The 23,909-nt window shown below is 35.8% G+C and carries 23 protein-coding genes; 15 read left to right on the top strand and 8 right to left on the bottom strand.

The annotated features are described in order from the left end of the window. Positions 1–8: 8 nt before the first annotated feature. Together TZ90_RS07260 and TZ90_RS07255 are read left to right on the top strand one after the other, a co-directional pair. Entirely contained in the window at positions 9–1,298 is a 1,290-nt protein-coding gene (locus TZ90_RS07260) for a hypothetical protein (protein WP_045612279.1), read from the top strand. A gap of 182 nt (positions 1,299–1,480) precedes the next feature. Then, complete coding sequence (locus TZ90_RS07255) at positions 1,481–1,753, top strand: hypothetical protein (protein ID WP_045612278.1); 273 nt, start codon at positions 1,481–1,483, stop codon at positions 1,751–1,753. Positions 1,754–2,259: 506 nt separating this feature from the next. Here TZ90_RS07255 and TZ90_RS07250 read toward each other — a convergent pair. From TZ90_RS07250 to TZ90_RS07240, 3 genes are all read right to left on the bottom strand, one after another. Continuing rightward, positions 2,260–2,682, bottom strand: a complete 423-nt coding sequence (locus TZ90_RS07250; protein ID WP_045612277.1) for a site-specific integrase — start codon at positions 2,680–2,682, stop codon at positions 2,260–2,262. 260 nt (positions 2,683–2,942) lie between these two features. Beyond that, positions 2,943–4,481: a response regulator transcription factor gene (locus TZ90_RS07245; protein WP_045612276.1), complete on the bottom strand. Its 1,539-nt coding sequence runs from the start codon at positions 4,479–4,481 to the stop codon at positions 2,943–2,945. Beyond that, positions 4,462–6,132, bottom strand: coding sequence for a sensor histidine kinase (locus TZ90_RS07240; RefSeq protein WP_045612274.1), 1,671 nt, complete (start codon positions 6,130–6,132; stop codon positions 4,462–4,464). Before TZ90_RS07240 ends, TZ90_RS07245 begins: the two co-directional genes overlap by 20 nt. Before the next feature lie 202 nt (positions 6,133–6,334). On the opposite strand from TZ90_RS07240, the gene TZ90_RS07235 reads away from it, so the two are divergent. From TZ90_RS07235 to TZ90_RS07190, 10 genes are all read left to right on the top strand, one after another. Further along, positions 6,335–7,252: an ABC transporter permease gene (locus tag TZ90_RS07235; RefSeq protein WP_000861543.1), complete on the top strand. Its 918-nt coding sequence runs from the start codon at positions 6,335–6,337 to the stop codon at positions 7,250–7,252. A 17-nt stretch (positions 7,253–7,269) separates the two neighbouring features. Beyond that, on the top strand, positions 7,270–8,166 hold the full coding sequence (locus TZ90_RS07230; protein ID WP_000870790.1) for a carbohydrate ABC transporter permease: 897 nt from the start codon (positions 7,270–7,272) through the stop codon (positions 8,164–8,166). 9 nt (positions 8,167–8,175) lie between these two features. Then, positions 8,176–9,741, top strand: a complete 1,566-nt coding sequence (locus TZ90_RS07225; protein ID WP_000792259.1) for a type 2 periplasmic-binding domain-containing protein — start codon at positions 8,176–8,178, stop codon at positions 9,739–9,741. Between the two features lie 204 nt (positions 9,742–9,945). Beyond that, entirely contained in the window at positions 9,946–10,590 is a 645-nt protein-coding gene (locus tag TZ90_RS07220; RefSeq protein WP_045612273.1) for a DUF624 domain-containing protein, read from the top strand. Then, entirely contained in the window at positions 10,587–12,800 is a 2,214-nt protein-coding gene (locus TZ90_RS07215; RefSeq protein WP_045612272.1) for a glycoside hydrolase family 31 protein, read from the top strand. The genes TZ90_RS07220 and TZ90_RS07215 overlap by 4 nt, the downstream gene beginning before the upstream one ends. Positions 12,801–13,366: 566 nt before the next feature. After that, positions 13,367–14,776, top strand: coding sequence for a peptide MFS transporter (locus TZ90_RS07210; RefSeq protein ID WP_000264063.1), 1,410 nt, complete (start codon positions 13,367–13,369; stop codon positions 14,774–14,776). 371 nt (positions 14,777–15,147) lie between these two features. Continuing rightward, positions 15,148–15,834, top strand: a complete 687-nt coding sequence (locus TZ90_RS07205) for an XRE family transcriptional regulator (protein WP_000284677.1) — start codon at positions 15,148–15,150, stop codon at positions 15,832–15,834. Between the two features lie 3 nt (positions 15,835–15,837). Then, on the top strand, positions 15,838–17,253 hold the full coding sequence (locus TZ90_RS07200) for a Y-family DNA polymerase (protein ID WP_045612271.1): 1,416 nt from the start codon (positions 15,838–15,840) through the stop codon (positions 17,251–17,253). Beyond that, entirely contained in the window at positions 17,250–17,612 is a 363-nt protein-coding gene (locus tag TZ90_RS07195) for a hypothetical protein (protein WP_045612270.1), read from the top strand. Before TZ90_RS07200 ends, TZ90_RS07195 begins: the two co-directional genes overlap by 4 nt. Next, positions 17,605–17,898: a DUF5960 family protein gene (locus TZ90_RS07190; protein WP_045612269.1), complete on the top strand. Its 294-nt coding sequence runs from the start codon at positions 17,605–17,607 to the stop codon at positions 17,896–17,898. Before TZ90_RS07195 ends, TZ90_RS07190 begins: the two co-directional genes overlap by 8 nt. 142 nt (positions 17,899–18,040) lie before the next feature. Here the strand turns inward: TZ90_RS07190 and TZ90_RS07185 are convergent, their stop codons facing one another. The 5 genes from TZ90_RS07185 to TZ90_RS07165 are packed head-to-tail and all read right to left on the bottom strand — an operon-like array spanning position 18,041 to position 20,209. Then, a complete protein-coding gene (locus tag TZ90_RS07185; protein WP_045612268.1) occupies positions 18,041–18,517 on the bottom strand; it encodes a glutathione peroxidase in 477 nt (158 codons plus the stop codon). Next, the gene (locus TZ90_RS07180; protein WP_000711244.1) at positions 18,514–19,092 is read right to left on the bottom strand and encodes a DUF3278 domain-containing protein; all 579 of its coding nucleotides are present in this window, start codon (positions 19,090–19,092) and stop codon (positions 18,514–18,516) included. The genes TZ90_RS07185 and TZ90_RS07180 overlap by 4 nt, the downstream gene beginning before the upstream one ends. A 12-nt stretch (positions 19,093–19,104) precedes the next feature. After that, positions 19,105–19,446, bottom strand: a complete 342-nt coding sequence (locus TZ90_RS10550; RefSeq protein WP_000839376.1) for a hypothetical protein — start codon at positions 19,444–19,446, stop codon at positions 19,105–19,107. A 10-nt stretch (positions 19,447–19,456) separates the two neighbouring features. Next, positions 19,457–19,999: a DUF3278 domain-containing protein gene (locus TZ90_RS07170; RefSeq protein ID WP_000712355.1), complete on the bottom strand. Its 543-nt coding sequence runs from the start codon at positions 19,997–19,999 to the stop codon at positions 19,457–19,459. A gap of 15 nt (positions 20,000–20,014) precedes the next feature. After that, complete coding sequence (locus TZ90_RS07165) at positions 20,015–20,209, bottom strand: helix-turn-helix transcriptional regulator (RefSeq protein WP_001082471.1); 195 nt, start codon at positions 20,207–20,209, stop codon at positions 20,015–20,017. Between the two features lie 166 nt (positions 20,210–20,375). On the opposite strand from TZ90_RS07165, the gene rsmH reads away from it, so the two are divergent. The 3 genes from rsmH to pbp2x are packed head-to-tail and all read left to right on the top strand — an operon-like array spanning position 20,376 to position 23,909. Continuing rightward, on the top strand, positions 20,376–21,326 hold the full coding sequence (rsmH, locus tag TZ90_RS07160) for a 16S rRNA (cytosine(1402)-N(4))-methyltransferase RsmH (RefSeq protein ID WP_000159419.1): 951 nt from the start codon (positions 20,376–20,378) through the stop codon (positions 21,324–21,326). 9 nt (positions 21,327–21,335) lie between these two features. Continuing rightward, a complete protein-coding gene (gene ftsL, locus TZ90_RS07155) occupies positions 21,336–21,653 on the top strand; it encodes a cell division protein FtsL (protein WP_000227824.1) in 318 nt (105 codons plus the stop codon). A gap of 3 nt (positions 21,654–21,656) precedes the next feature. Then, on the top strand, positions 21,657–23,909 hold the full coding sequence (gene pbp2x, locus TZ90_RS07150; protein ID WP_000872179.1) for a penicillin-binding protein PBP2X: 2,253 nt from the start codon (positions 21,657–21,659) through the stop codon (positions 23,907–23,909).

Genomic DNA, 23,909 nt, shown 5'->3' with positions numbered 1-23,909 from the left:
GGTTAAATATGGCGCATAAAAATGAAACACATATTGATATTTTTAATAATAGATATGAGTTTTATCCAAAATCTTCAACAAAAATTACGTTTAAGCAAGGAAAGCAAAGCAAAGAAGCTAGGTTACGGTTTAAAGAAATTTCAGATACACTAAAAGCAGATTATCTTAAAAATCGACTATCCAGAATCAATTTAGAAAATTTTTCAAAATTAGAGGATAGTGAAAAAAATGCCTTAACTCAATTAGTTGACGGAATTACAAGCGAGGTAGGTAGAGCGCTAGTAGGACTGACTTTTTTGCAATTAACAATTAAAAGTATTAAGCCTATTCAAAATATCAGATTACACAAGGGTAATAATCGAAAAGACAGTTTTTCATGGGAAGAAGGAATCTCTATGAGAACCCTGGATAAAAATTTTACTACTCCGTTCTTAAGAGAAATGGGTTTTCTAAATTTGAACCGAGATGGAGTTTTTATGACAAGAAGTTTGTCTGAAAATTACCCTTATACTCCTCTTTATAAAGCACAAATGAAGGGCCCGTTTAAAGAGTGGATTACGATTGTAAATTTTATTGAAGAAAAACCCGAAAAATCATCTGTTGCTTTAGATTATCTGATGAGTTTACTGTCGAATAGGTCTGTAAAGTATAATGAACTAGTTGAAAAAACTTGTCAACTAGCAGAAAATTTTAAGGATAGAACATTCGAAGATTATAAGGAGTTTTTAGAAAAATTTTTTAATCAAACAAATTATTCGGCGAGAGCTTTTGAAGTAGTTCTTCATGCTTTATATCAGGTACTGGATTCAAACAATTTTCTTTCTGATCTGGATTTAAAACCGATGACGCAGATGAGGTCAGCAAATAAAAAACATGGTAATGTCGGTGATATAGAATTAGCTGAAAACGAGGAAATAATTGAGGCTTGGGATGCTAAGTTTGGGAAGCCGTATCTAAGAGATGAGTTAGAAGAATTAAATGATAAGCTAAATGAAAATAATTCAGTTAAGATTGCTGGATTTGTGTCAAATGTTGAGTTAGAATTGAGAGATGTTGAATCAAGACGGTCTGAGATTGAATTTAATAGCGATACGAAGATTTATTTATATACTTTTGAAGAGTGGGTACAATATGTCATCAAGGATATTCCGCTGGAAGAATTACCAAGAATAGGATATGAGTGGGTAAATGCAGTTGTAGAAACATTTTCCAGAAAACGAATTGGCATTGCACCAATCGATGAGCCATGTTTAGATTGGTTAGAAGATTTGGCTAAAAGACTAGAAGAGGCTAGCTAATTGATAGATTTTCGAAAAAGAATTATTTTGAGGTAACAACCTATAGTGGAGGTCTCTTAGATAATCTGCCTGAATTTGATTTAGAAGAACTTGTCATCTCATACCTTCAAATTAAGGAAAACTATTATGTCCTTTCTAATTCAATTGCAAAGAAGTCAACAACAATAAAAATTGAATGTGAAATGATTTCAAGAGAAATTGATAACCTTAGAAAAGCAGTAGTTCAAGTGAAAGGCAAAAAGGCAAAGGAACTTGACGCTATAGAATTTAAACAATATGTAGATGAAGGTTATCTAGTATATTTATATGCTCCGAGAGTAATAAATTTAGATAAGATAGAAAATATATTTAGGATAGGGAACGACGATTTAGTAGATTTCTATGAGAAGTATAAGTTAATCCTACCAGCATCTATCACTCAGTGGGAAGATTTATTTACTAGTGTGAGTGATTAAAATATAGTGATAGCAACTGTGATTGCTGAATTTATCCTATTATTTTAGTCTCTACCTTTTTTTCGCAGGCAGTTATAAAGTCTATCAGAATAAGCTTTGTAAGAGTATAAGTTAATTTTTACAGAACTAAATTATTCCCCTATTTAGAATCTATTAATTCATATTTTATGAAATTAATTAATAGATATTGTTCTTAAAATCCTTGATATTGTGCTGTTTTTAACCCAACTGAAATCTATACTTTCCAAACCAGGTCTTAAGAAAGCTCGTAAAGCATCACAATTTAGTAAACGTTAATTCGAAAGAATTACTATACTTACAAAGAGCACCTTTCGGGGTGTTCTTTTTTGTACTTTCTTGCTAAATTGGTGCAATTGATACAGTTGTTGCGACTTTAGTCGCTTACAAATGTGGCTGCAACCTGACAAAGTCAGTTGCCTCAAAACGTTAATCAATACTATACTATCAACGTTTCAAATCACTCGAAAGTTTACCTTATTTTTACCTTATTGTTTTAGAGACTTTAAAGCAAATTCCACAACTGCCATAGGAACTACATTAGAGGTGTTGACATAAATTTGAGTTGTGCATGTATCGCTATGCGTTAGTGCTTCAGAAATGGCTTCTAAGCTCATTCCTGCTTGTTTAGCAAGTGTTGCTCCTGTATGCCGTAGTTTATGAGGTGTAGCATGTGTCAGCTCTTTATGTCGCTTTCTAATACTTTTCATTTTGTTGTTTAGATAGTCAGCATGTAAAGGCTTATTGATGTTTCCTTTTGTGTCGATATATGTAAAAACAAATTGTTCTGGATTACTGATGATGCCAAACTTTGCCAGTTCATATTTTTGTTGCTCTTTCCAAGAGGTAAGAAGCTGAAGTAAGTCATTAGAAATAGAGAAAATAGGAAATATTTCCATAATAAAACGCATATTATCAGGTTTCTTTGAACTGCACCCCAAAAGTTAGATTTTTTCTGTCTAACTTTTGGGGTGCAGTTCAGTAAAAGCTTGATAGTATACGTTTTATCCTAGAAATATTTACTGTATGTTTTTCTCAAACTGACTTTTTAAGAAGTTACCTTATCAACAATTTCAAATAAGTTTATGGAGTTATCTTTGGAAAAACTGTAGAATTTCAAAAATTACTACAGACCTTGAATTTTACTTATCATTTCCATGATTTAGATTGCTTACATTTTGTTTTGATAAGTTTTACGGTAATCTCCAGGAGAAAGTCCAGTTCTTTGTTTAAAAATTTTAGTAAAGTAAGAATAATTATCATACCCTACTTGACAAGACACTTGTGATATCGAGATATTTGTTTGAGATAGGAGAGATTTAGCAGCATTAATGCGCTTATCCGTTATATATTTAACAAGAGTTTCTCCAGTTTCTTTTTTAAAAATTCTAGCTAAATGATCTGCACTGAGATAAACCATATCTGCTAATATAGAACGATTTATATCTTCATAGTAGTGATGATCTATGTATTCGACGATGCGTTGAATACTATTTTTTTGGTTTTCAAGGTTTGTTGCAAATTTCTTAGCATGTGACCAGTAATAATCAAAGTAATCCTGAAATGATTCAATTGAATGAAAGCGTCGTTGGAATAGGAAATCATGAGTGCTATTTTGGAATAATTTATGTGCTGAAATTCCATTTTGATCTAGATATATTCCTATTTGTTGAGTCCAATCTAGTAAAATTTGTTGTAGTGTGAAAGTAGGAATTTGAGAATTATTAGCAAGTGAATTAATTTTTTCTCTTAATTCGTATTCACTTAAGCTATCTAAAAAAGTAATTGAAAGAGTTTCTGTTTTAAAGGAAGTTGGAAAACTATGTGGAACACATATAATAGTATTCCAATAAGAGACATACTGTTCATTATAAGTGTAGAGATCTTTGGTATGAAATAAAATATCTGATATTTTATGGCAACTCTTATATATAATATTTGAGTATTTACTAAAGTTATTAGAAATTTGAGAATGAATCTCATATGCCAATTTGTCACTACGTTTGGATGAGTCTACTCTAAAGAGACAAACATATTGATCAACCTGGCTTTCCATCTTGAATAGACTTATCAGCTTATAAGAAGGTTGTGAAATTCTTTGAAGTTCTCTTTTTAGTTGAGAAGTCCATGATGGAGTTTCTGCAGAATAATCTTCTTCATTAAGATTGATTGTTAAAACTGCAAGAAAAAAATACTGGTGTTTTTGAAGAATAAAATCTTGTTTGCTTGCTATATTTTCTAGCTCATCAATGCGAGAAATTTGAGGTTTTCTAAGGTAATCATACCAGAAGTTATCTTCTATTTGTAAAAGTGCATCATTTTTTCCGTTTGAGTTATGATTCTCAATTTTACTAATGGCTTTTTGAATAATAAATTCTAATTTTTCAAAGTTAATGGGTTTTAGATAGTATTCGAAGCTTTGTAATTCAATTGCTTTTTGAGCATAGTTGAAGTCGGCGTAATTGGTTAAAAAAATTGTTTTTATATCATATTTTTCATTTCTAATCCACGATAAGAGTTCGAGACCGCTACCTTGAGGCATTTCTATATCACTTATCATGAGATCAATAGGATGCTCTCTAATAATATTTTGAGCTTGAGTGAGGCTATAGGCAACATAAACAATGTCAATGTGTAGTTTAGCCCAATTTATTTTCTCTCGTAAAGCTTCAATGATAAAACGATCGTCATCAACTAATAAGATGTTCATTATAACCTCCGTCTATAATTTTGTATGGAATAAGTAAAAGAATTTTAGCCCCACCTTCTTCATTATTTTCAAATGTAATAGTATAGTCGTTGGGATAGAGAAGATTTAAACGTTCGATGGTGTTCGTTATCCCAATATGATGCCCATCTTCTGTTATTAGAGACTGTTTCTGATTTAGTTTTGATAAAATTTCTTCAGAGAAACCTGGACCATTATCTTCGATACAAATCTGAATATAATCTGAGTTCTCAGTTTTTACTTTTTTTATCGATAGTAAAATTGTAAATAAATCCTGAAATGAAAAACCGTGTTTGATTGTGTTTTCAATAAACGTTTGTAACAGTAACGATGGAACAAGAGTATTTTGTAGGTCATCATTGTAGTCTAGTGAAAAGTAGATACTATTTCCATATCGAATTCGTTGTATTTCTAAATAATCTTTAATATGCTGAACTTCATCTTTAAGTTCTGAAAAATCTTGATTAGCCATAAATAAATGACGGAGATAATTTGAAGTTAGGATAGTTAATTCTTCAATTTCCTTGTAGTTTTTTGTTTGAAGCATACTATGAATCATTGATAACATATTTAAGTAGAAATGCGGACGAATTTGGTTCTTAAGATAATTAAGTTCAATCTTCTTAAGTTCTAGTTGTGAATGGTATTCTCGTATTTTTAATTCTTGCATATCAAATATTACTTTATTAAGTTTATCATTTGCCTTATCAATTTCTAGTATACCTTCAGATATAAAAAATTCAGAAGGGGGGATGGAGTCCCCAAGTTGAGAGAGTCGTTCAGTGAGTCTTGTTATTGGTTTAATCATCCATTGACGAATATACAGGATAATGATGATTGATAAAATGGTGATAATGATAGGAACAGCTGATAAAAATACTTCTAAGAGTGTGATATTTCTAAAGACTTCGGCATAATCGACTAAAACATAAATATCGAAAGGTAAATGCGTTTTTTCATTTTGAGCATGAATCAGGTAGTTTTCGGAGGGTATATTGTTAGGCTCTTTTAGAGAAAGTTTACCATTATTTCCAATATTGAGTTTTCTTAGAGGTTTTAGGATATCTTCTGAAGATATGACGGCATAAATGATTTTTCCTTCGTAATGAACAGATTTAACTAAGTATTCGCTATTTTTAGTAGTTACATTTTTCCATTTACGGTCACTTATATCACTACGCAATGATTTTAGATTTGATTTTAGCAGTAGATAATCTTCATATGGAATATAAAGATTGGAGACATTTATAAAATGATTAGTACTATCGGTTTCTAATAAGAATGTCATATGAGTTTCATTTTGATATTCAAACTCTGTAAAGCTAGTTTGAACTTTTTTAAGATTTTCTTGATACTCAAGAAACGTTTGTACATGATTTAATTTCTCTAAAGATTCATTATGCGTTATTGTTGAGTACATAAAGCGTTCTACAGAATGCAATTTCTCATTAACAGAGTCAGCATAAATTTCAATTGAACTACGTAAGTGTACTATATTTTGGTTTTTAATAAAATTTCTGGTTATGTTACTCATAGCAATATTGATTAAAATATTTATCAATAGTAGTACAAGTAGGAGTTTAAAGAAAAAATGAATGGAATGTTTTTTTGATAAGTCGTGATTTAATTTCATATACTATTCTCCTACTAAAATTATAGCACTTTGAAAATATGATATCATGTAACAAAACAGATATGTTTTATCAAGATGTCGGAAAAGTAATAGTTTTTAAAATTAAAAAACTGAAAAATTGATAAACCTAGTCCAAAAAGTTCTATTAAGGGAATTCTATATGGTGTAAAATAATCGTAGAAAATCAGATGGGAGGAAAAACATGAAAGTAGCATCTCAACTTCATAAAATAAAATTAAAGCATAGTATTCCGTTATATATATTACTTTTTCCTTCAATATTGCTATTAATTTTATTTTCCTATATTCCCATGTTGGGACTAATTATTGCATTTAAAGACTATTCACCAGCCAATGGTATCTTTGCTAGTCAGTGGGTAGGATTTAAGTACTTTACTCAATTTTTCTCATCATTCCAATTCGGGACAACTATGTTCAATACATTAAAAATTTCACTTTATAGTATTGTAGTAGGATTCCCCTTACCTATTATACTAGCTATAATCAGTAATCAGTTAAGAGTTGGGAAATTTAGAAAAATATTTCAAGTGACAACCTACTTACCCCATTTTATCTCTACAATGGTTATGTGTGGGATGATTATCTTATTTTTATCTCCTACTAGTGGTTTGTTAGCGAATGTATTTAAGTCTGTTGGAATTACTATTCCAGATCTTTTATCAAAACCTAGTCATTTTGCAGGTGTTTATGTTTGGAGCGATGTATGGCAACATATTGGTTGGGATAGTATTATTTATCTAGCAGCGCTTTCTGCAATTGATCCTACATATTATGAGGCTGCAACTATGGATGGTGCCTCTAGGTTACAAAAAATTCGGCATATAGAATTACCATTGCTTTTGCCTACTGCTATGATTCTATTAATATTAAGAGCAGGTAGTTTATTAAGTGTAGGTTTTGAGAAAGTGTTACTACTACAGAATCCTCTTAATTTAGCAGGAAGTGAGATAATTTCGACCTATGTTTATAAAGTTGGTATGGTGAACTTTCAGTATAGTTATTCGACAGCTATAGGGTTATTTAACACGGTAGTTAATCTAATAATTTTGTTATCTGTTAACTGGTTCTCAAAAAGATATACCAGAACGGGTCTTTTTTAAAGGAAGGAGTGCTTAAGGTGAAATGGTTTCATAAATCAAGAAAAACGAACTCTGAATTATTATTTGATATAGTTACCTATGGTTTAGCAATTTTCCTTATCCTGTTAATTGTTTATCCGTTATGGTTTGTAGTGATTGCATCTTTTAGTAATCCTTCAGATGTTGCAAACGGGAAGGTATGGTTTATTCCAAGAGAATGGAAATTAGATGGATATTTACGTCTTATTCAACAACCTTTATTTTTGCGTAGCTATTTAAATACCATTTTATATACTGTTGTTGGGACCTTAGTTGCTTTAGTAGTCAATATTCCAGCTGGTTATGCTTTATCTAGAAAAGAATTAGTTGGTAGAAAATGGATGAGTATTCTATACATAATCCCTATGTTCGTATCAGGTGGCTTGATTCCTACCTACTTAACAGTAAAGAATGTAGGCTTGATTGATACATTTTGGGTAATGGTAATACCTTTTGCAGTTTCATCATACAATATTATTGTTGCTAGAACTTTCTTTAATAATAGTATTCCAGACGGGATGTGGGAGGCTGCGCAAATTGATGGATGTGGTACAATTCGTTATTTTATTAAGATAGTCGTTCCTTTATCAAAAGCTATTATAGCAGTTATTGGACTTTGGACTGCAGTTGGTATTTGGAATTCGTGGTTTAATGCTTTAATTTATTTAACGAATGAAAATTTACAACCATTGCAATTAATTTTACGACGTTTACTAATTAGTAATCAAATGTTACAATCGCAAGCAACAGGAGAAGTGGCATCAGATCTTCGTATCAAAGCCGATATGATGAAATATGCAGCAATTGTTATTTCAACCGCTCCGATAATGTTGCTATATCCCTTTGTTCAAAAATATTTTAATCAAGGCGTAATGATTGGCGCCTTAAAAGAATAGGAGAAAAACATGAAAAATAAATCATTTACATATTTGTTCTTAGGAACAGTTACACTTGCTGGCTTAACAGCCTGTGCAAATTCTAATAATGCGAATAAGGATGATAAGTCTGGAGAAGATTCTTATAAAATCACAACTGTTCGTTGGTCTGACTGGGGGGAAGATTATCATAAAGGTTTTCTAACTGATTCTGCCAAAGAAGCAGGTATCGATGTTAAATGGGATACACTTGTAGCTGCAGATTGGGCAGATAAGAAATCTGTGTTGGTTGCTAGTGGAGATTTACCAGATGCATTTTTAGGTTCAAATGCTTTTACAGATTCAGAAATTGCTCAGAACCAATCTTTGTTTATTCCATTGGAAGATTTAATCAAGGAAAACATGCCAAATTTAACTAAGGCTATGGAGAAAGAACCTAAGATTAAAGCTATGATTACTTCACCAGATGGTCATATCTACAGTCTACCTAAAAAATTACCGATGCGTCCTACTGTAGCTAATCAGCTATTTATTAATAAAAAGTGGCTGGATAATTTAGGATTAAAGGTTCCAGAAACTTATGATGATTTAGTAAAAGTACTACAAGAATTTAAGGATAAAGATGCGAACGGAAATGGAGACGCTTCTGATGAAATTCCATTCGGAGCAGGAAACTTTGATCCAACATTCTCATATATTCTTCCGTTCAATAATCGTTTAGGGGCAGATAATACATATGAAATGTCTGTAAAAGATGGAAAACCAGTCTACCTTCGTACAGAGGAAAGTTATAAACAAGGGATTGCAGCAATGCACGAATCTTATAAAAAAGGTTTGATTGATCCGGAAATCTTTACAGAAGATACCTCTATGAGTGTAGCAAAACGTATGGATAAGGGAGTATCTAGAGTAGGTGTTTCTAGTGGTTGGACAGCAGATGCAACGTTTGGATTACATTCAAGTGAGTATATTGCCCTACCTGCTTTAAAAGGTATGGATGGAAAACAATATGTCTTTTCTGATCCAGATCATTACAACTATGGTCGAAATGAAATTTTGATTACAAATAAGAGCAAAAACCCTGCTAAATTATTGAAATGGTTGGATAAATTATATACAGATGAAGCAAGTATTCAGAATTTCTATGGATCATTTGGAATAGCTACTGAAAAGAATGGTGATAAGTTTAAAGTGTTACCTCCTAAAGATGGTAAATCAGCTGATGAATGGGCATGGATTAATTCACTTCGAGATTTTGGTCCTAAATACGTAAGCGATGATATCAATAGTCGCGTAGAAATCGATCAAACACAAGGTGATGGATTGAAATTGAAGATGGACCAAGATTTGAAACAATTTGCGTTGCCAGCTTACCCTAATGTGATTTATTCACAAGAAGAACTTAACAAATTATCATCAATCTATGTGAGTATTGAATCTTATGTCAAACAACAAGCATCTAAATGGGTAGTTGAAGGCGGCATAGAAAAAGAATGGGACTCATACAAAGAAACTCTTAAGAATATGGGATTGGACGAATTTATGAAGATTCAACAGGAAGCATATAATCGTTACCAAAAAGAAGTAAAAGAGTAATACTTTATATGAACTCTTGGTTGTATAAACAAGGGACTAGCTAATTACAGGAAGCGAGACTGATAACATCAAATTATCTCGCTTCCTTTATTCTAATTTTTAAAGAAATTTGGAAATGTTTTTTAAATAATTTAGGTAATATTTTTGTGCAACTGACATTCTAAAATATAGAGTTAAGACGATTGATTTTATGGAGAATATATTATGCAAAAATTATTTTCATTAGATGGAAAAGTGGTTAGAATTTTAACTTTTTTGACAGATTTAATTATTTTAAATACTCTATTTATTGTTAGTTGTATTCCAATAGTTACAATTGGAGCATCACTAACTTCTCTTACGACAATGTGGTATCGTATTTTAAAAGGTAAAGATACCGATATTGCTTATCATTATTTTCGGATCTTTAGACAAAATTTTAAACAATCAACTTTTATTTGGTTGTTTATCCTCCTAATAGAATTACTTTTATATGTGAACTATTGTCTTTGGGGCTATTCAAGTTTATTTTCAGAGTATAGTTTATTGTTAGTGTTGCCCTTTTTATTTGTTATAATACTTTTGATGAGTGTTATTTTTCCCTATATTGGTTTATTTAAAGATAATCTAAAAAATAGTATTGTAAATAGCGTATTAATTTGTATTTTAAATCCAATACAAGCTATCATGTTGGTTTTATTTAATATTTCTGTACTGTATATGAGTTTTAGTAGTCCAGAACGAGTTTTAACAGCTATTTACGTATTTACATTTGGGGGATTTGCTTTTTGCGGATTGATGAATGTAACGATAACAAATAAAATGTTTGATAAGGTAAAGAAATTTACTAAAAGGAGGAAAACAAATTGAAAATTTTTAAGGGAGAGTTTTATCGAATCTCTGTATTAACAGACAAGCTAGTAAGGCTAGAATACTCTCAAACTGGAAGTTTTGAGGATAGAACGACACAACTTATCTATAATAGAGATTTTGGCCAAGTTTCGTTAGATTATATCGAGACATCAAACGTACTAGATATTATGACGGACTATTTTCATTTGCACTTTAATAAAGGAGAATTTAACGCCGAAAATTTATTTATAGAATTAAAAGGAAATTTTGCCGTATATGGTAGTCGCTGGTATTTTGGTGAATCTATTGAAACGTTAAAAGGAACAGCTCGGACTCTGGATAAGGCAGATGGAGCAATCCCATTAGAAGATGGAATTATTAGTCGAAATGGTATTGCCTTGTTGAATGATTCTAAAGGATTTATTTGGGATGAACAGTCTGGTTATATTGAGAGAGAAAATCAAATTGACCTCTATTTCTTTGCCTATGGGCATGATTATAGAGGAGCAATCAGAGACTTTTACCATTTGACTGGCTCAACACCCTTGTTGCCACGATATGCTTTAGGCAATTGGTGGAGTAGATATTGGCCTTATACGTCGGATGAATACTTGAATTTAATAGACAGATTTGAAACAGAGAAAATTCCATTATCTATCGGTGTGTTAGATATGGATTGGCATATAACTGACATTCCAGCTCGTTTTGGAAGTGGCTGGACAGGATATAGTTGGAATAGAAACTTAATACCTAATCCAGAACAGTTATTGCAACAACTTCATGATAGAAAGTTAAAACTCTCCTTAAATGTCCATCCTGCTGATGGTATACGGGCTTATGAAGAAGCTTATCCTCGAGTTGCCAAACGATTAGGGTTAAATGTAGAATTAGAAGAACCTGCCATTTTTGATTTTTTTAATCCCTCTTTTAGGGAATCCTACTTTAAAGATGTTCATTATGAACTAGAAAAGCAGGGAGTAGATTTTTGGTGGATTGACTGGCAACAAGGGACACAAGGCATGTTGGATCCACTATGGCTTTTAAACCATTATCATTATCAGGATAGTTGTAAAAATGCAGAAGGTGGCTTAATTTTATCAAGGTATGCAGGTCCTGGTAGTCACCGCTACCCTGTTGGTTTTTCAGGGGACACTATTATTAGTTGGAATTCCTTAAGATTTCAACCTTATTTTACAGCGACAGCATCTAATATCGGTTATAGTTGGTGGAGTCATGATATCGGTGGGCACATGCTGGGGGATTATGACGAAGAGCTACAAACTAGATGGCTACAGTTTGGCGTTTTTAGTCCGATAACTCGGTTACATAGTTCTAGAAGTCCCTTTAATAGTAAAGAACCTTGGTTTTTTTCAGAAACAACATCTAAGATTATGAAGAAATACCTTCGTTTGAGACATCAGATGATTCCATATCTATACACTATGAATGTAAAGACACACGAGGAAGGTGCCCCATTAATCAGCCCAATGTATTATTTCTACCCAGAGAATGATGAGAGTTATAATGTTCCAAATCAATACTTTTTTGGAACAGAACTGATGGTGGCTCCCATTGTAGAAAAGATGGATTTGGCATTCCAATCTGCAAAAGTGGATGTATGGTTCCCTGAAGGTGAATGGTATGACTTCTTTTCAGAGAAAAAATATACAGGTGGTGTGAAGTTAAGTGTTTATAGAGACATCTCGACTATACCTGTGTTTGCAAAAAGTGGTGCCATCATTCCCTTGGTTGGTTCTGAGATAGATATGGGTGTTGATTTACCTGAAGTTGTAGATTGGTATGTATTCCCAGGAAAACAACATTCTTTTGAAATGATTGAAGATCAAAATGGTCAAAGATATAAAACAAGATTATCAATCGACTGGGAAATGGGGATGGTAGAGTTAACATTACAAGGAGATTCTAGTATCGTTCCAAGCAATAGAAAACATAGAATTCATTTTAAAGGAACGAATGTGTCTATAATTGAATTGCCAAATAAGAATGATACAGCTAGATTTGAATGTAAAGATAATAAAACATTATCTTTAAATGATGAAGTTTTTAGACTACTAAAGACGGCTTCTCTCCCATATGAATTAAAAGATAGATTGTTAAATCAATTCATCAATGCCAAAAATTCTCATGAGTTAATGAATATCTTGCATCATCAGGATAAGGAATTGAGAGGGCGTTTGTTGGAAATGATATTTACTAGCGAAAACTAATTGAGACATTTCGTACACAATTTCTATTCTTTAATTGCTAATTATTTATTTTTTAATGTGTAATAGTTTTACATCTCTATGCTTATTGGCTTGTATTTTAGTAATTACAAGTTTGGCATAGGGATGTTTTTTGTTTACTGAAGAGGAAAGGATAAGTATGTTTCAAGGTTTGAAACATTTTTAAACTAAACAAGAGCAAATTTTTAAAGGTAATTTTTCAAACTAACTTCCACTTGTCTGACCGAAGTGGAAGCTAGTCTGAAATGGATTTTTATGGCGGAATTAATACTCTTCGAAAATCAAATTCAAACCACGTCAGCGTCGCCTTACCGTACTCAAGTACAGCTTGCGGCTAGCTTCCTAGTTTGCTTTTTGATTTTCATTGAGTATAAGTATGAGACGTTTGAGCTTTTCTGAAAATTTTCTAAAAGAAACAGAATTTGTTTGACATTTGTTTGAAAATTCTGTAAAATGAATTATTATATCGTTTAAGGAGAATATATATAGAAAAACAGAAAACCTTTTTTGGACATCCTATTGGCTTGTCTACCCTCTTCTTCACAGAAATGTGGGAGCGCTTTTCTTACTATGGGATGCGAGCTATCCTACTTTACTATATGTACTATAGTGTGCAAGATGGTGGATTGGGAATGGATAAGACCACAGCTGCATCGGTCATGGCGATTTATGGCTCGCTGGTATTTTTGTCCTCGGTTATCGGTGGTTTTGTCAGTGACCGTATTTTAGGAAGTCGTAAGACTGTCTTTTACGGTGGGATTTTGATTATGCTAGGGCATATTGCTTTGGCAACACCTTTTGGACAAATAGCTCTCTATCTCTCTATTGCCTTGATTATCTTTGGTACTGGATTTTTAAAACCCAATATCTCAGATATGGTTGGGGGAATTTATGAGAAAGAGGATGATAGACGGGATGCAGGTTTTAGTATCTTTGTCTTTGGTATTAACTTAGGTGCCTTCGTTGCCCCTTATCTAGTGGGGTATCTAGGTCAGGAAGTCAATTTCCATCTAGGTTTCTCATTAGCTGCCATTGGGATGTTCTTTGGTTTGGTGAAGTATGTTTTAGATGGGAAGAAATACCTGCCTGAATCAAGTCTTTACCCTACTGATCCACTTTCACAGAAGGACCAGCAGACCTTGATTAAACGCTTGCTGATTACACTTGTCATGGTTGTTCTGGTGGTTATAGGTTTAGTCTTTACTCACCAGTTTAACGTGGATATGATTGTTAATATCTTTACAATAATTGCGGTAATCATTCCAATCTACTATTTCTTCAAAATTTTATCTAGTCAGAAAATAACTGCTACTGAGAGATCCCGAGTATTTGCCTATATTCCTCTATTTATCGCTGGAGTCCTCTTCTGGTCTATTGAGGAGCAGGGTTCTGTTGTTCTCGCTCTATTTGCGGATGATCAAACTCGACTCTACTTTAATGTATTTGGGAATCAAATTCATTTCCCATCTAGCTTTTTTCAAAGTATCAATCCACTTTTCATTATGATTTATGTGCCGATTTTTGCATGGTTGTGGGGGGAAATGGGTAAAAAGCAACCATCCTCTTCTAAGAAATTTGCTTACGGTTTATTAGCAGCAGGTTTATCCTTCTTGTGGATGATGTTACCAGGGATGCTCTTTGGGACAGATGTTAAGGTCAGTCCTTTCTGGTTGATTATGAGTTGGGCTATTGTGATTGTGGGGGAAATGTTGATTTCGCCTATTGGTCTATCAGTCACTACTAAGCTAGCACCAAAATCCTTCCAAGCACAAATGATGTCTATCTGGTTCTTGAGTAATGCTGCTGCTCAAGCTATCAATGCTCAAATTGTAAAATTTTATACAAGCGAAACTGAAGTCGCTTACTATGGAATTGTTGGAGGAATTACGATTGTATTCAGTATTATCTTATTCTTCTACGTTCCACGTATTGAAAAACTAATGTCCGGTATCAAATAGAGAAAAACTGGAATTTCTGTAGGGATTTTAAAAGCTAGATCAATTATTTATTCAAAGGATTTAGTTCTGTATTGTATAGGGCTAGGTCCTTTTAGTTTGATTAATACTCTTCGAAAATCAAATTCAAACCGCGTCAACGTCGCCTTGCCGTACTCAAGTACAGCCTGCGGCTAGTTTCCTAGTTTGCTCTTTGATTTTCATTGAGTATAAAACTCACGATGTTTCTGCTTTTCCTAGTGGACATTTGTCTACTTTTTTTATATAATAAAACTAAACCAAATTGGTTGAGTTTTAAAAATATGGATTCAAGCATCGATTAGTCTTTCTAAGGGAGATAATGTCCATTAAATCATCATAATAGGAGGTGAAGTATGTATCAGCCAGAAAAATTAAAGGCTCGGAGGAAAGAGTTAAAACTGACACAGAGGGAAATTGCAGAGCAACTTGGGATTAGTTTCCAGGCTTACTCAGCTTGGGAACGTGGAGTCAAGGAACCGTCCAAGGAGAAGGTAGTCCAGCTAGAGAACATTTTAAAAGTACCCAAAGGATATTTTACTCAGATCGAGATTGTCCGTCTCTACCATAGCCTCTCCAAGCAAGGGCAGGAGAAGGTTGTTCTCTATGCTCGTAACCTATCTCAAGAGGAGCAAGCTCAAAAAGTGACAGCTATGCCAGAGCGCTTCTACGAGTACCGTGTTTATGAACGCATGTCAGCAGGGATTGGGGCTTCGGTCTATGATGATCAGAATTTTGATACGGTTTACTTTAATGAGGAGTTGGCTCATGATTTTGCGTCATGGGTGTCTGGGGACTCCATGGAACCTAAATACCAAAATGGTTCAGTAGCTCTGATTCGAGAGACAGGATTTGACTATGATGGAGCGGTTTATGCAGTGGTTTGCAACAACCAGACCTATATCAAACGGGTCTATCGAGAGGAGAATGGATTGCGTCTGGTCTCTATCAATCCTAAATATAAGGATATTTTCATCTCCTATGAGGAAGATCCTCGGATTGTGGGGATTATCGTTGGGAACTTTGTGCCGATGGAGGGCTAGCCAATGGGCTACTTTGATTATTCTAGAGAGCCCAAAAGTGACATTGCATTTGTCGATATAAAATCCTTTTATGCCAGTGTTGAGTGCGTGAAAAGGGGCTTACATCCGCTGAAAACCTCGCTTTGTGTCATGAGTCGTGCGGATAATTCAACTGGTCTTATCCTAGCCTCCTCTCCCCTGTTTAAGAAGATTTTTGGCAAGTCAAATGTTGGTCGAGCCTATGATTTGCCCTTTGATATCAAGACCCGCAAATTTTCCTACTATAATGCTAGAAAGCAAGGGCTACCGACTGACTCGGACTATGTTCGCTACATCGAAGATTGGGCTCAAGTGACCTTGATTGTGCCACCTAGAATGGATGAGTACATCGCAGTCAATATGGAAATTCAGCGAATCTTTCAAAACTATGGCAGTCCAGATGATATTTATCCCTACTCTATCGATGAGGGCTTTATTGACCTGACTAGTTCGCTCAACTATTTCATCCCAGATAAGAGTCTCTCTCGCAAAGACAAGCTGGATTTGCTATCTGCTCGTATTCAGAGGGATATTTGGAGGCAGACAGGAATCTACTCTACAGTAGGTATGTCAAATGCCAATCCTTTACTGGCCAAGTTGGCTCTGGATAATGAGGCTAAGCACACTCCGACCATGAGGGCCAACTGGTCTTACCAGGATGTGGAAGAGAAGGTCTGGGCAATCCCTAAGATGACGGATTTTTGGGGGATTGGCAGGCGGATGGAGAAACGCTTGCATGCTCTGGGAATTTTTTCCATCAAGGAATTGGCAACCAGCAATCCCGACCAGCTAAAGAAAGCTCTGGGTCAGGCTGGTCTGCGTTTGTGGTTTCATGCCAACGGGATTGATGAGAGCAATGTTCATAAGCCCTATAAAGCCAAATCCAAGGGCTTGGGGAATTCTCAAATCTTGCCGAGAGACTACGTGAAGCTACGGGATATTGAAATTATTCTCCGAGAAATGGCGGAGCAGGTGGCTATTAGACTGAGAAGGTCTGGAAAGAAAACAACCCTTGTCTCTATCTATGTCGGTTTCTCTAAACAGGAAGTCAGGTCGTCTATTCACACACAAATGAAGGTCGAACCGACCAATAATACAGCTGTCTTAACGAATTATGTTTTGAAATTATTTCATAACAAATACACTTCTGGAGCAGTCAGAAGTGTCGGTGTAAACTATTCAGGCTTTGTAGACGAGTCCTTTGGTTTGATATCTCTCTTTGATGATGTTGACAAGTTAGAAAAAGAAGAAAGGCTCCAGACGGCTATTGACTCCATTCGGGAACAATTTGGTTTCACTTCTCTCTTAAAGGCCAATGCACTGGAAGAAGCCTCTAGGAGTCTTGCTAGAAGCAAGCTGATTGGGGGACATTCTGCTGGAGGATTAGATGGATTAAAATGATTGATCGTTCTTATTTACCTTTTCAATCTGCGCGAGATTATCAAGATCCAGGTATGCAGAAGTGGATGGGATTTTACCTCTCAGAACACACCAGTTCGCTCAGTGAAGAAAAAAGCCGTGTTGATTTTTCGATAGATTTGGATCCAGTTGAGAAACTACATTTACTTTCTCAGCTTTATATTAGCCAGCTAAAGGGATTCTTTGTGGTTAAGGAAAAGAGGCAGAAGGCGGCTATCATCGGTGAGGTGAGGGAGTTATCACATCAGACTCTATCTATTAGGACAAACGAGGGATATAGGTTGATAGAGGTTGCAGATATCCTCGAAATTCGACTGTGGGAGGAGGGAGTTTATGACTAGAAAAGAGCTGTATGAAAACAAACTGCAGATGGATTATTTTTCAGATAACTATATTCATTTTGAAGAGGATTTTCAAAAATACTCTGCCATGAACGTACCCTTGACTTTCTTGATTGATGACATCCTACGAACCATGGCGATGAATCAGAAAAACTACTTTGTCTTAAACAAGGAAAATGCCAAGGATGGACGGAAGCATCGCTTTTATTTTAGGGTGGTAACGGAAAAAGCGTGTCCTAGAAATCGGACCTATACATACTCAGGAGTCAAGAATAGCAGTCAGTAGTGGCTTGTCTGCTATGAATGTATCATTTTTACAACACTTCATGGTTCATATCATGGGGTGTTTTTCTATTTAAGTCAAAGCCCATCAAAAAATCTCACTATTCATCAGGCTAAAGGAAACCTAATCATAGTGAGATTGTGAATTATAGTAGGTTTTGTATCGCCTCTTCAATTTGTTTTGGGTCTGTTTTGGAAGAGAAGCGTTCAAAGACCTGCCCATCACGACCAATGAGAAACTTAGCGAAATTCCATTCGACTCGTTTTCCCAGTGGGCCAGATTTTTGTTCTTTCAACCAAACATAGAGAGGATCTGCTTCCTTACCGTTGACCTTGATCTTGGCAAAACGTGGGAAGGTGGTCTGATAATGTAGGCTACAGAAGGTGTTGATTTCCTCTGCGCTGCCTGGTGCTTGTCCCATAAACTGATTGCAAGGGAAATCCAAGATTTCAAACCCCTGATCTTGATAGTGATCATAGAGTTCTTGCAGCCCTTTGTACTGGGGGGTTAACCCACATCCGGTAGCAGTGTTGACAATCAAGAGAACTTTACCACGATAGGCATTTAGTGAAGTTTCTTGCTTGTCTTGGTTCAAGACTGAAAAATCGTATAGTGAAGTCATTGCTTGCTTTTCTCCTTCTGTTTGGTATTTTTAGGAGGTTTCTCCTCCTGTAGGGATAGAAATCCGTAGGTCAGAGTTCCAAAAATGCTACCGATAATCAGGCCATACATTAGGAAAGGACCACTTTTATCGAATTGCATGAGCAACTTCCCAAAATCTGAAAAGGACATCTGCTGAACGAAGACTTTATGAAAGATGAGTAAGGTAAAGAAGCCGATCTGAATACCGATAAACACAATCCAGCTTCGGAATTTGATTTGGGCTTTGCTGTAGGTCTTGAGGATGATTTCTGATTTGTCATCCTTTTCAAGATGAAGCTCTTGGACGGCTCTTTGGGTTTTTAAAGTAATGAAAAAAATGAGTCCAGAGTAAACATAGGGCATAGCATAGCGAACCACTTCTATGAAGCGTCCAAATAACAGATAAAACAAGAAGAGAAAGAAGGAAGAATAAACGATTTGAACCATAGAACGGGCACAAGCTTTGTAGATAATCTCTTGTCGGCATTCATCAAAAGGGCCCTGAATGTGAAAGAGATTTCGAAGTAGGCGAGTGGTTAAGTCTTCTTTTTTCATGCTAGTAACCTCCTAAATGAGTGGTTTTTGATTGACTTCTTTAACGAGTTGATAGAAAGTATAGAAGTAAATCAAGCTAAAAATGATACAGGTTGTTAGAAATACTAGGTATCTCCAATCTGCAGGACTCCTTAAAAATTGTGGGAAGGATACGAGAATAAAACAGAGAGATACGTTTAGAAGGCGTATTTTTTTGGATTGGATTTTCTGAAGTATTTGTCCCTTGTTCAGCAAAGGAAGAAATAAAAGGAAAATGATCAAGAAAGGACGCGTAATATGTCCAGAAAACAGGACGAAGGTAATAAAGATGCTGACAAAAATATGACTGAATAGTAAAGTTACTAGTGATTTCATAGGGCACCTCCTAATCCTCATCTTGCTCTTTTTTAGCTTTTTCAATGCGACGGGAGATGAGGAACTGTATGCTCGCTCCGAAGAAGATAGAACCGAGAATGCTTGATACACCATTTCTTATAGTGAGAAGAGAATGAAAATAGTCCGGACCTTCACCTATGAGTATATGGAGAAGAGGAGTTATAAAAAACATCCATAGACCAAAGAACAAACCTGCTTTCAGACCAGGGTAGTGTAGTTGCTTGCTTTCTTTCTTACTCAGCATATCTGGTTCAATAGTTGTAATCCCTGTTTTTTGCATTTGGTAGGTGAGATAGCTAGCAACGATGAGGGCAATCACTAAAATCAGAGGAGGATAGACCAGAGCCACTAGTTGAGGAAATTTATAGGCTAGAACGAGTGGAATAAGATTTCCGAAAATCATCAGATAAAAGAGGATGATAAAGACTTGGTTACCGATACGATCGGCCTCGCGCCGCTTGTATTCGTCAAGGGGCTCAGAAATGCCGTATGTGCGTTTGATCAGTTTTTCAGTAAAGGTTTCTTTTTTCATGAGTTGGCTCCTTTTTTAAAAATTATCCTCCCAAAAGAGACTGTTTAGGTCAGTTTGGAGGCTGCGGGCGAGATTGAGACAGAGTTCCAGAGTTGGATTGTACTTGTCGTTCTCAATCATATTGATGGTTTGTCTCGAGACACCGATATCCTTGGCGAGTTCGAGCTGGGAAATGCCCAGTTCCTTGCGAAATTCTTTCACACGATTCATCTGGACTCCTTTCTGATTTGTGTCGTATATATTTGACTATATTATATTCTTCTATGGAGTAGATGTCAAGCATATTTGACATATTTCTTAAAGAAATCTTACTTGTTTTTGGCCTATTTGTCTGACTAGTGCAAGCTAGTCAGATTTGTGGTAAAATAGATAAGATATGACAAAAGAATTTCATCATGTAACGGTCTTACTCCACGAAACGATTGATATGCTCGACGTAAAGCCTGACGGTATCTACGTTGATGCGACTTTGGGTGGAGCGGGCCATAGCGAATATTTATTAAGTAAATTAAGTGAAAAAGGCCATCTCTATGCCTTTGATCAGGACCAGAATGCCATTGACAATGCGCAAAAACGTTTGGCACCTTACATTGAAAAGGGAATGGTGACCTTTATCAAGGATAACTTCCGTCATTTACAGACACGTTTGCACGAAGCTGGTGTTCAGGAAATTGATGGAATTTGTTATGACTTGGGAGTGTCTAGTCCTCAGCTAGACCAGCGAGAGCGTGGTTTTTCTTATAAAAAGGATGCGCCACTGGACATGCGCATGAATCAGGATGCTAGTCTGACAGCCTATGAAGTGGTGAATCACTACGACTATCATGACTTGGTTCGTATTTTCTTTAAGTATGGCGAGGATAAATTCTCTAAACAGATTGCGCGTAAGATTGAACAAGCACGTGAAGTCAAGCCAATCGAGACAACGACTGAGTTAGCAGAAATTATCAAGTCGGCCAAACCTGCCAAGGAGCTCAAGAAGAAGGGCCATCCTGCCAAGCAGATTTTCCAGGCTATTCGAATTGAAGTCAATGATGAACTGGGGGCGGCAGATGAATCTATCCAGCAGGCTATGGAGATGTTGGCTCTAGATGGTAGAATCTCAGTGATTACCTTCCATTCACTAGAAGACCGCTTGACCAAGCAATTGTTCAAGGAAGCTTCAACGGTTGAAGTTCCAAAAGGCTTGCCTTTCATCCCAGATGATCTCAAGCCCAAGATGGAATTGGTGTCCCGTAAGCCAATCTTGCCAAGTGCAGAAGAATTAGAAGCCAATAACCGCTCGCACTCTGCCAAGTTGCGCGTGGCCAGAAAAATTCACAAGTAAGAGGAAAAAATGGTAGATAAGAAAGAAACAACCAGTCAATTCTTGCAGAATCGTATAAAAAAATTCTCACGTGTGGAGAAGGCTTTTTATCTTTCCATCGCTTTTACGGCTCTCGTTTTAGCAGTGAGCATTATCTTTATGCAGACACGGCTCTTGCAAGTGCAAAGTGATTTGACAAAAATCAATGCGCAGATAGAGGAAAAGAAGACAGAGCTGGACGATGCCAAGCAGGAAGTGAACGAATTGATTCGTTCAGAGCGCTTGAAAGAGATTGCAGATAAAAAAGATTTGAAATTGAATAATGAAAATATCCGAACAGCGGAGTAAGATATGAAATGGACAGAAAAAATAACCCGATTTGCGATAAAAAATCGTAAATCTCCAGCAAAAAACCGTAGGATAGTTGGCAAGTACCTCAGCTTTGTAGCTGTTGCCCTTTTCGCCCTCTTTTTGGCCAATTTTGCGTATATTATCGCAAAAGGTAATATATTTGGTACTGACTTGGTAAAAGAGGCTAAAAAGGTTCACCAAACAACTCGAACAGTACCTGCCAAACGCGGGACTATCTATGACCGAAATGGAGTGCCTATCGCTGAAGATGCGACCTCTTATAATGTCTATGCTGTTATTGATAAAAAATACAAGTCAGCAACGGGTAAAATTCTTTATGTAGAGGATTCGCAGTTTAATAAGGTAGCTGAAGTCTTCCATAAGTATTTGGATATGGATGAAGCTTATGTGAAAGAGCAACTGGCTCAACCAAATCTGACCCAAGTTTCTTTTGGAGCAAAAGGAAATGGGATTACCTATGCCAATATGATGGCGATTAAAAAAGACTTGAAAGATGCTAGTGTGGAAGGGATTGACTTTACAACTAGCCCTAACAGAAGCTACCCAAATGGCCAATTTGCTTCTAGTTTTATTGGCTTGGCCCAACTCCATGAAAATGAGGATGGCAGTAAGAGTTTGTTAGGAACTTCTGGTCTGGAGAGTTCGTTAAATAGCATTCTTGCTGGGACAGACGGTATTATTACCTATGAAAAAGACCGTGTAGGAAATATCGTACCAGGTACAGAACAGGTATCGCAGCAGACTGTGGATGGCAAGGATGTTTATACAACATTGTCTAGTCCGCTCCAATCTTTCATGGAAACTCAGATGGATGCCTTTTTAGAAAAAGTAAAAGGTAAGTATATGACCGCAACCTTGGTCAGTGCAAAGACCGGCGAAATTCTCGCTGCCACCCAACGACCTACCTTTAATGCAGATACTAAGGATGGTATCACCAAAGATTTTGTTTGGCGTGATATTCTTTATCAAAGTAACTACGAACCAGGATCAACCATGAAGGTCATGACGCTAGCAGCATCTATTGATAATAATACTTTCCCAGGTGGAGAATACTTCAATAGCAGTGAATTAAAAATAGCGGATGCGACGATTCGAGATTGGGACGTTAATGAAGGTTTGACCGGTGGTGGTATGATGACATTTTCTCAAGGGTTTGCTCACTCAAGTAATATTGGGATGACACTTCTTGAGCAGAAAATGGGTGATGCTACTTGGTTGGATTATCTAAACCGCTTTAAATTTGGGGTTCCAACTCGTTTTGGTTTGACAGATGAATATGCAGGCCAACTTCCAGCTGACAATATTGTCAATATCGCTCAGAGTTCATTTGGACAAGGGATTTCAGTAACTCAGACGCAAATGATTCGTGCCTTTACAGCCATTGCCAATGATGGCATCATGCTAGAGCCTAAATTTATTACGGCCTTGTATGATCCAAATGATCAAACCGTTCGTAGATCTCAAAAAGAAATTGTAGGGAATCCAGTTTCGAAAGATGCGGCTGGCCAAACTCGGACTCACATGGTCTTGGTAGGAACGGATCCTAGATATGGAACTATGTATAATCATAGTACAGGAAAAGCAACTGTCAATGTTCCAGGTCAAAATGTAGCCCTCAAGTCTGGTACAGCCCAAATCGCTGACGAGAAAAATGGAGGCTACTTAGTTGGTTCGACCAATTACATTTTCTCGGTTGTGGCTATGAACCCTGCTGAAAATCCTGATTTTATCTTGTATGTAACGGTTCAACAACCTGAACATTATTCAGGTATCCAGTTGGGAGAATTTGCCAACCCAATCTTGGAGCGGGCTTCAGCTATGAAAGAATCTCTCAATCTTCAATCTCCAGCCAAGAATTTAGATAAAGTTACGACAGAATCTTCTTATGCAATGCCTAGCATCAAGGATATTTCACCTGGTGAGTTGGCGGAAGCCTTACGCCGAAATATTGTGCAACCAATCGTTGTAGGTACTGGAACAAAGATTAAAGAGACTTCTGTAGAAGAAGGGACTAATCTTGCACCAAACCAACAAGTTCTCCTTTTATCGGATAAGGTAGAAGAAATTCCAGACATGTATGGCTGGAAAAAAGAGACTGCCGAGACCTTTGCTAAATGGTTGGATATTGAACTGGAATTTGAAGGTTCAGGTTCCGTCGTTCAGAAGCAAGATGTTCGGACTAATACAGCTATCAAAAACATTAAAAAAATTAAATTAACTTTAGGAGACTAA

It is taken from the genome of Streptococcus mitis (assembly GCF_000960005.1).
In the GTDB taxonomy this organism is placed as follows: domain Bacteria; phylum Bacillota; class Bacilli; order Lactobacillales; family Streptococcaceae; genus Streptococcus; species Streptococcus mitis_CK.
Note: the sequence above shows the minus strand (reverse complement) of the source record. Positions and strands in the feature narration are given on the sequence as shown.

Coding starts and splice junctions, on each gene's coding strand:
- TZ90_RS07260 (WP_045612279.1), top strand. CDS start 9: ATGGCGCATAAAAATGAAACACATATTGATATTTTTAATAATAGATAT.
- TZ90_RS07255 (WP_045612278.1), top strand. CDS start 1,481: ATGATTTCAAGAGAAATTGATAACCTTAGAAAAGCAGTAGTTCAAGTG.
- TZ90_RS07250 (WP_045612277.1), bottom strand. CDS start 2,682: ATGCGTTTTATTATGGAAATATTTCCTATTTTCTCTATTTCTAATGAC.
- TZ90_RS07245 (WP_045612276.1), bottom strand. CDS start 4,481: ATGAACATCTTATTAGTTGATGACGATCGTTTTATCATTGAAGCTTTA.
- TZ90_RS07240 (WP_045612274.1), bottom strand. CDS start 6,132: ATGAAATTAAATCACGACTTATCAAAAAAACATTCCATTCATTTTTTC.
- TZ90_RS07235 (WP_000861543.1), top strand. CDS start 6,335: ATGAAAGTAGCATCTCAACTTCATAAAATAAAATTAAAGCATAGTATT.
- TZ90_RS07225 (WP_000792259.1), top strand. CDS start 8,176: ATGAAAAATAAATCATTTACATATTTGTTCTTAGGAACAGTTACACTT.
- TZ90_RS07220 (WP_045612273.1), top strand. CDS start 9,946: ATGCAAAAATTATTTTCATTAGATGGAAAAGTGGTTAGAATTTTAACT.
- TZ90_RS07210 (WP_000264063.1), top strand. CDS start 13,367: ATGTGGGAGCGCTTTTCTTACTATGGGATGCGAGCTATCCTACTTTAC.
- TZ90_RS07205 (WP_000284677.1), top strand. CDS start 15,148: ATGTATCAGCCAGAAAAATTAAAGGCTCGGAGGAAAGAGTTAAAACTG.
- TZ90_RS07200 (WP_045612271.1), top strand. CDS start 15,838: ATGGGCTACTTTGATTATTCTAGAGAGCCCAAAAGTGACATTGCATTT.
- TZ90_RS07195 (WP_045612270.1), top strand. CDS start 17,250: ATGATTGATCGTTCTTATTTACCTTTTCAATCTGCGCGAGATTATCAA.
- TZ90_RS07190 (WP_045612269.1), top strand. CDS start 17,605: ATGACTAGAAAAGAGCTGTATGAAAACAAACTGCAGATGGATTATTTT.
- TZ90_RS07185 (WP_045612268.1), bottom strand. CDS start 18,517: ATGACTTCACTATACGATTTTTCAGTCTTGAACCAAGACAAGCAAGAA.
- TZ90_RS07180 (WP_000711244.1), bottom strand. CDS start 19,092: ATGAAAAAAGAAGACTTAACCACTCGCCTACTTCGAAATCTCTTTCAC.
- TZ90_RS10550 (WP_000839376.1), bottom strand. CDS start 19,446: ATGAAATCACTAGTAACTTTACTATTCAGTCATATTTTTGTCAGCATC.
- TZ90_RS07170 (WP_000712355.1), bottom strand. CDS start 19,999: ATGAAAAAAGAAACCTTTACTGAAAAACTGATCAAACGCACATACGGC.
- TZ90_RS07165 (WP_001082471.1), bottom strand. CDS start 20,209: ATGAATCGTGTGAAAGAATTTCGCAAGGAACTGGGCATTTCCCAGCTC.
- rsmH (WP_000159419.1), top strand. CDS start 20,376: ATGACAAAAGAATTTCATCATGTAACGGTCTTACTCCACGAAACGATT.
- ftsL (WP_000227824.1), top strand. CDS start 21,336: ATGGTAGATAAGAAAGAAACAACCAGTCAATTCTTGCAGAATCGTATA.
- pbp2x (WP_000872179.1), top strand. CDS start 21,657: ATGAAATGGACAGAAAAAATAACCCGATTTGCGATAAAAAATCGTAAA.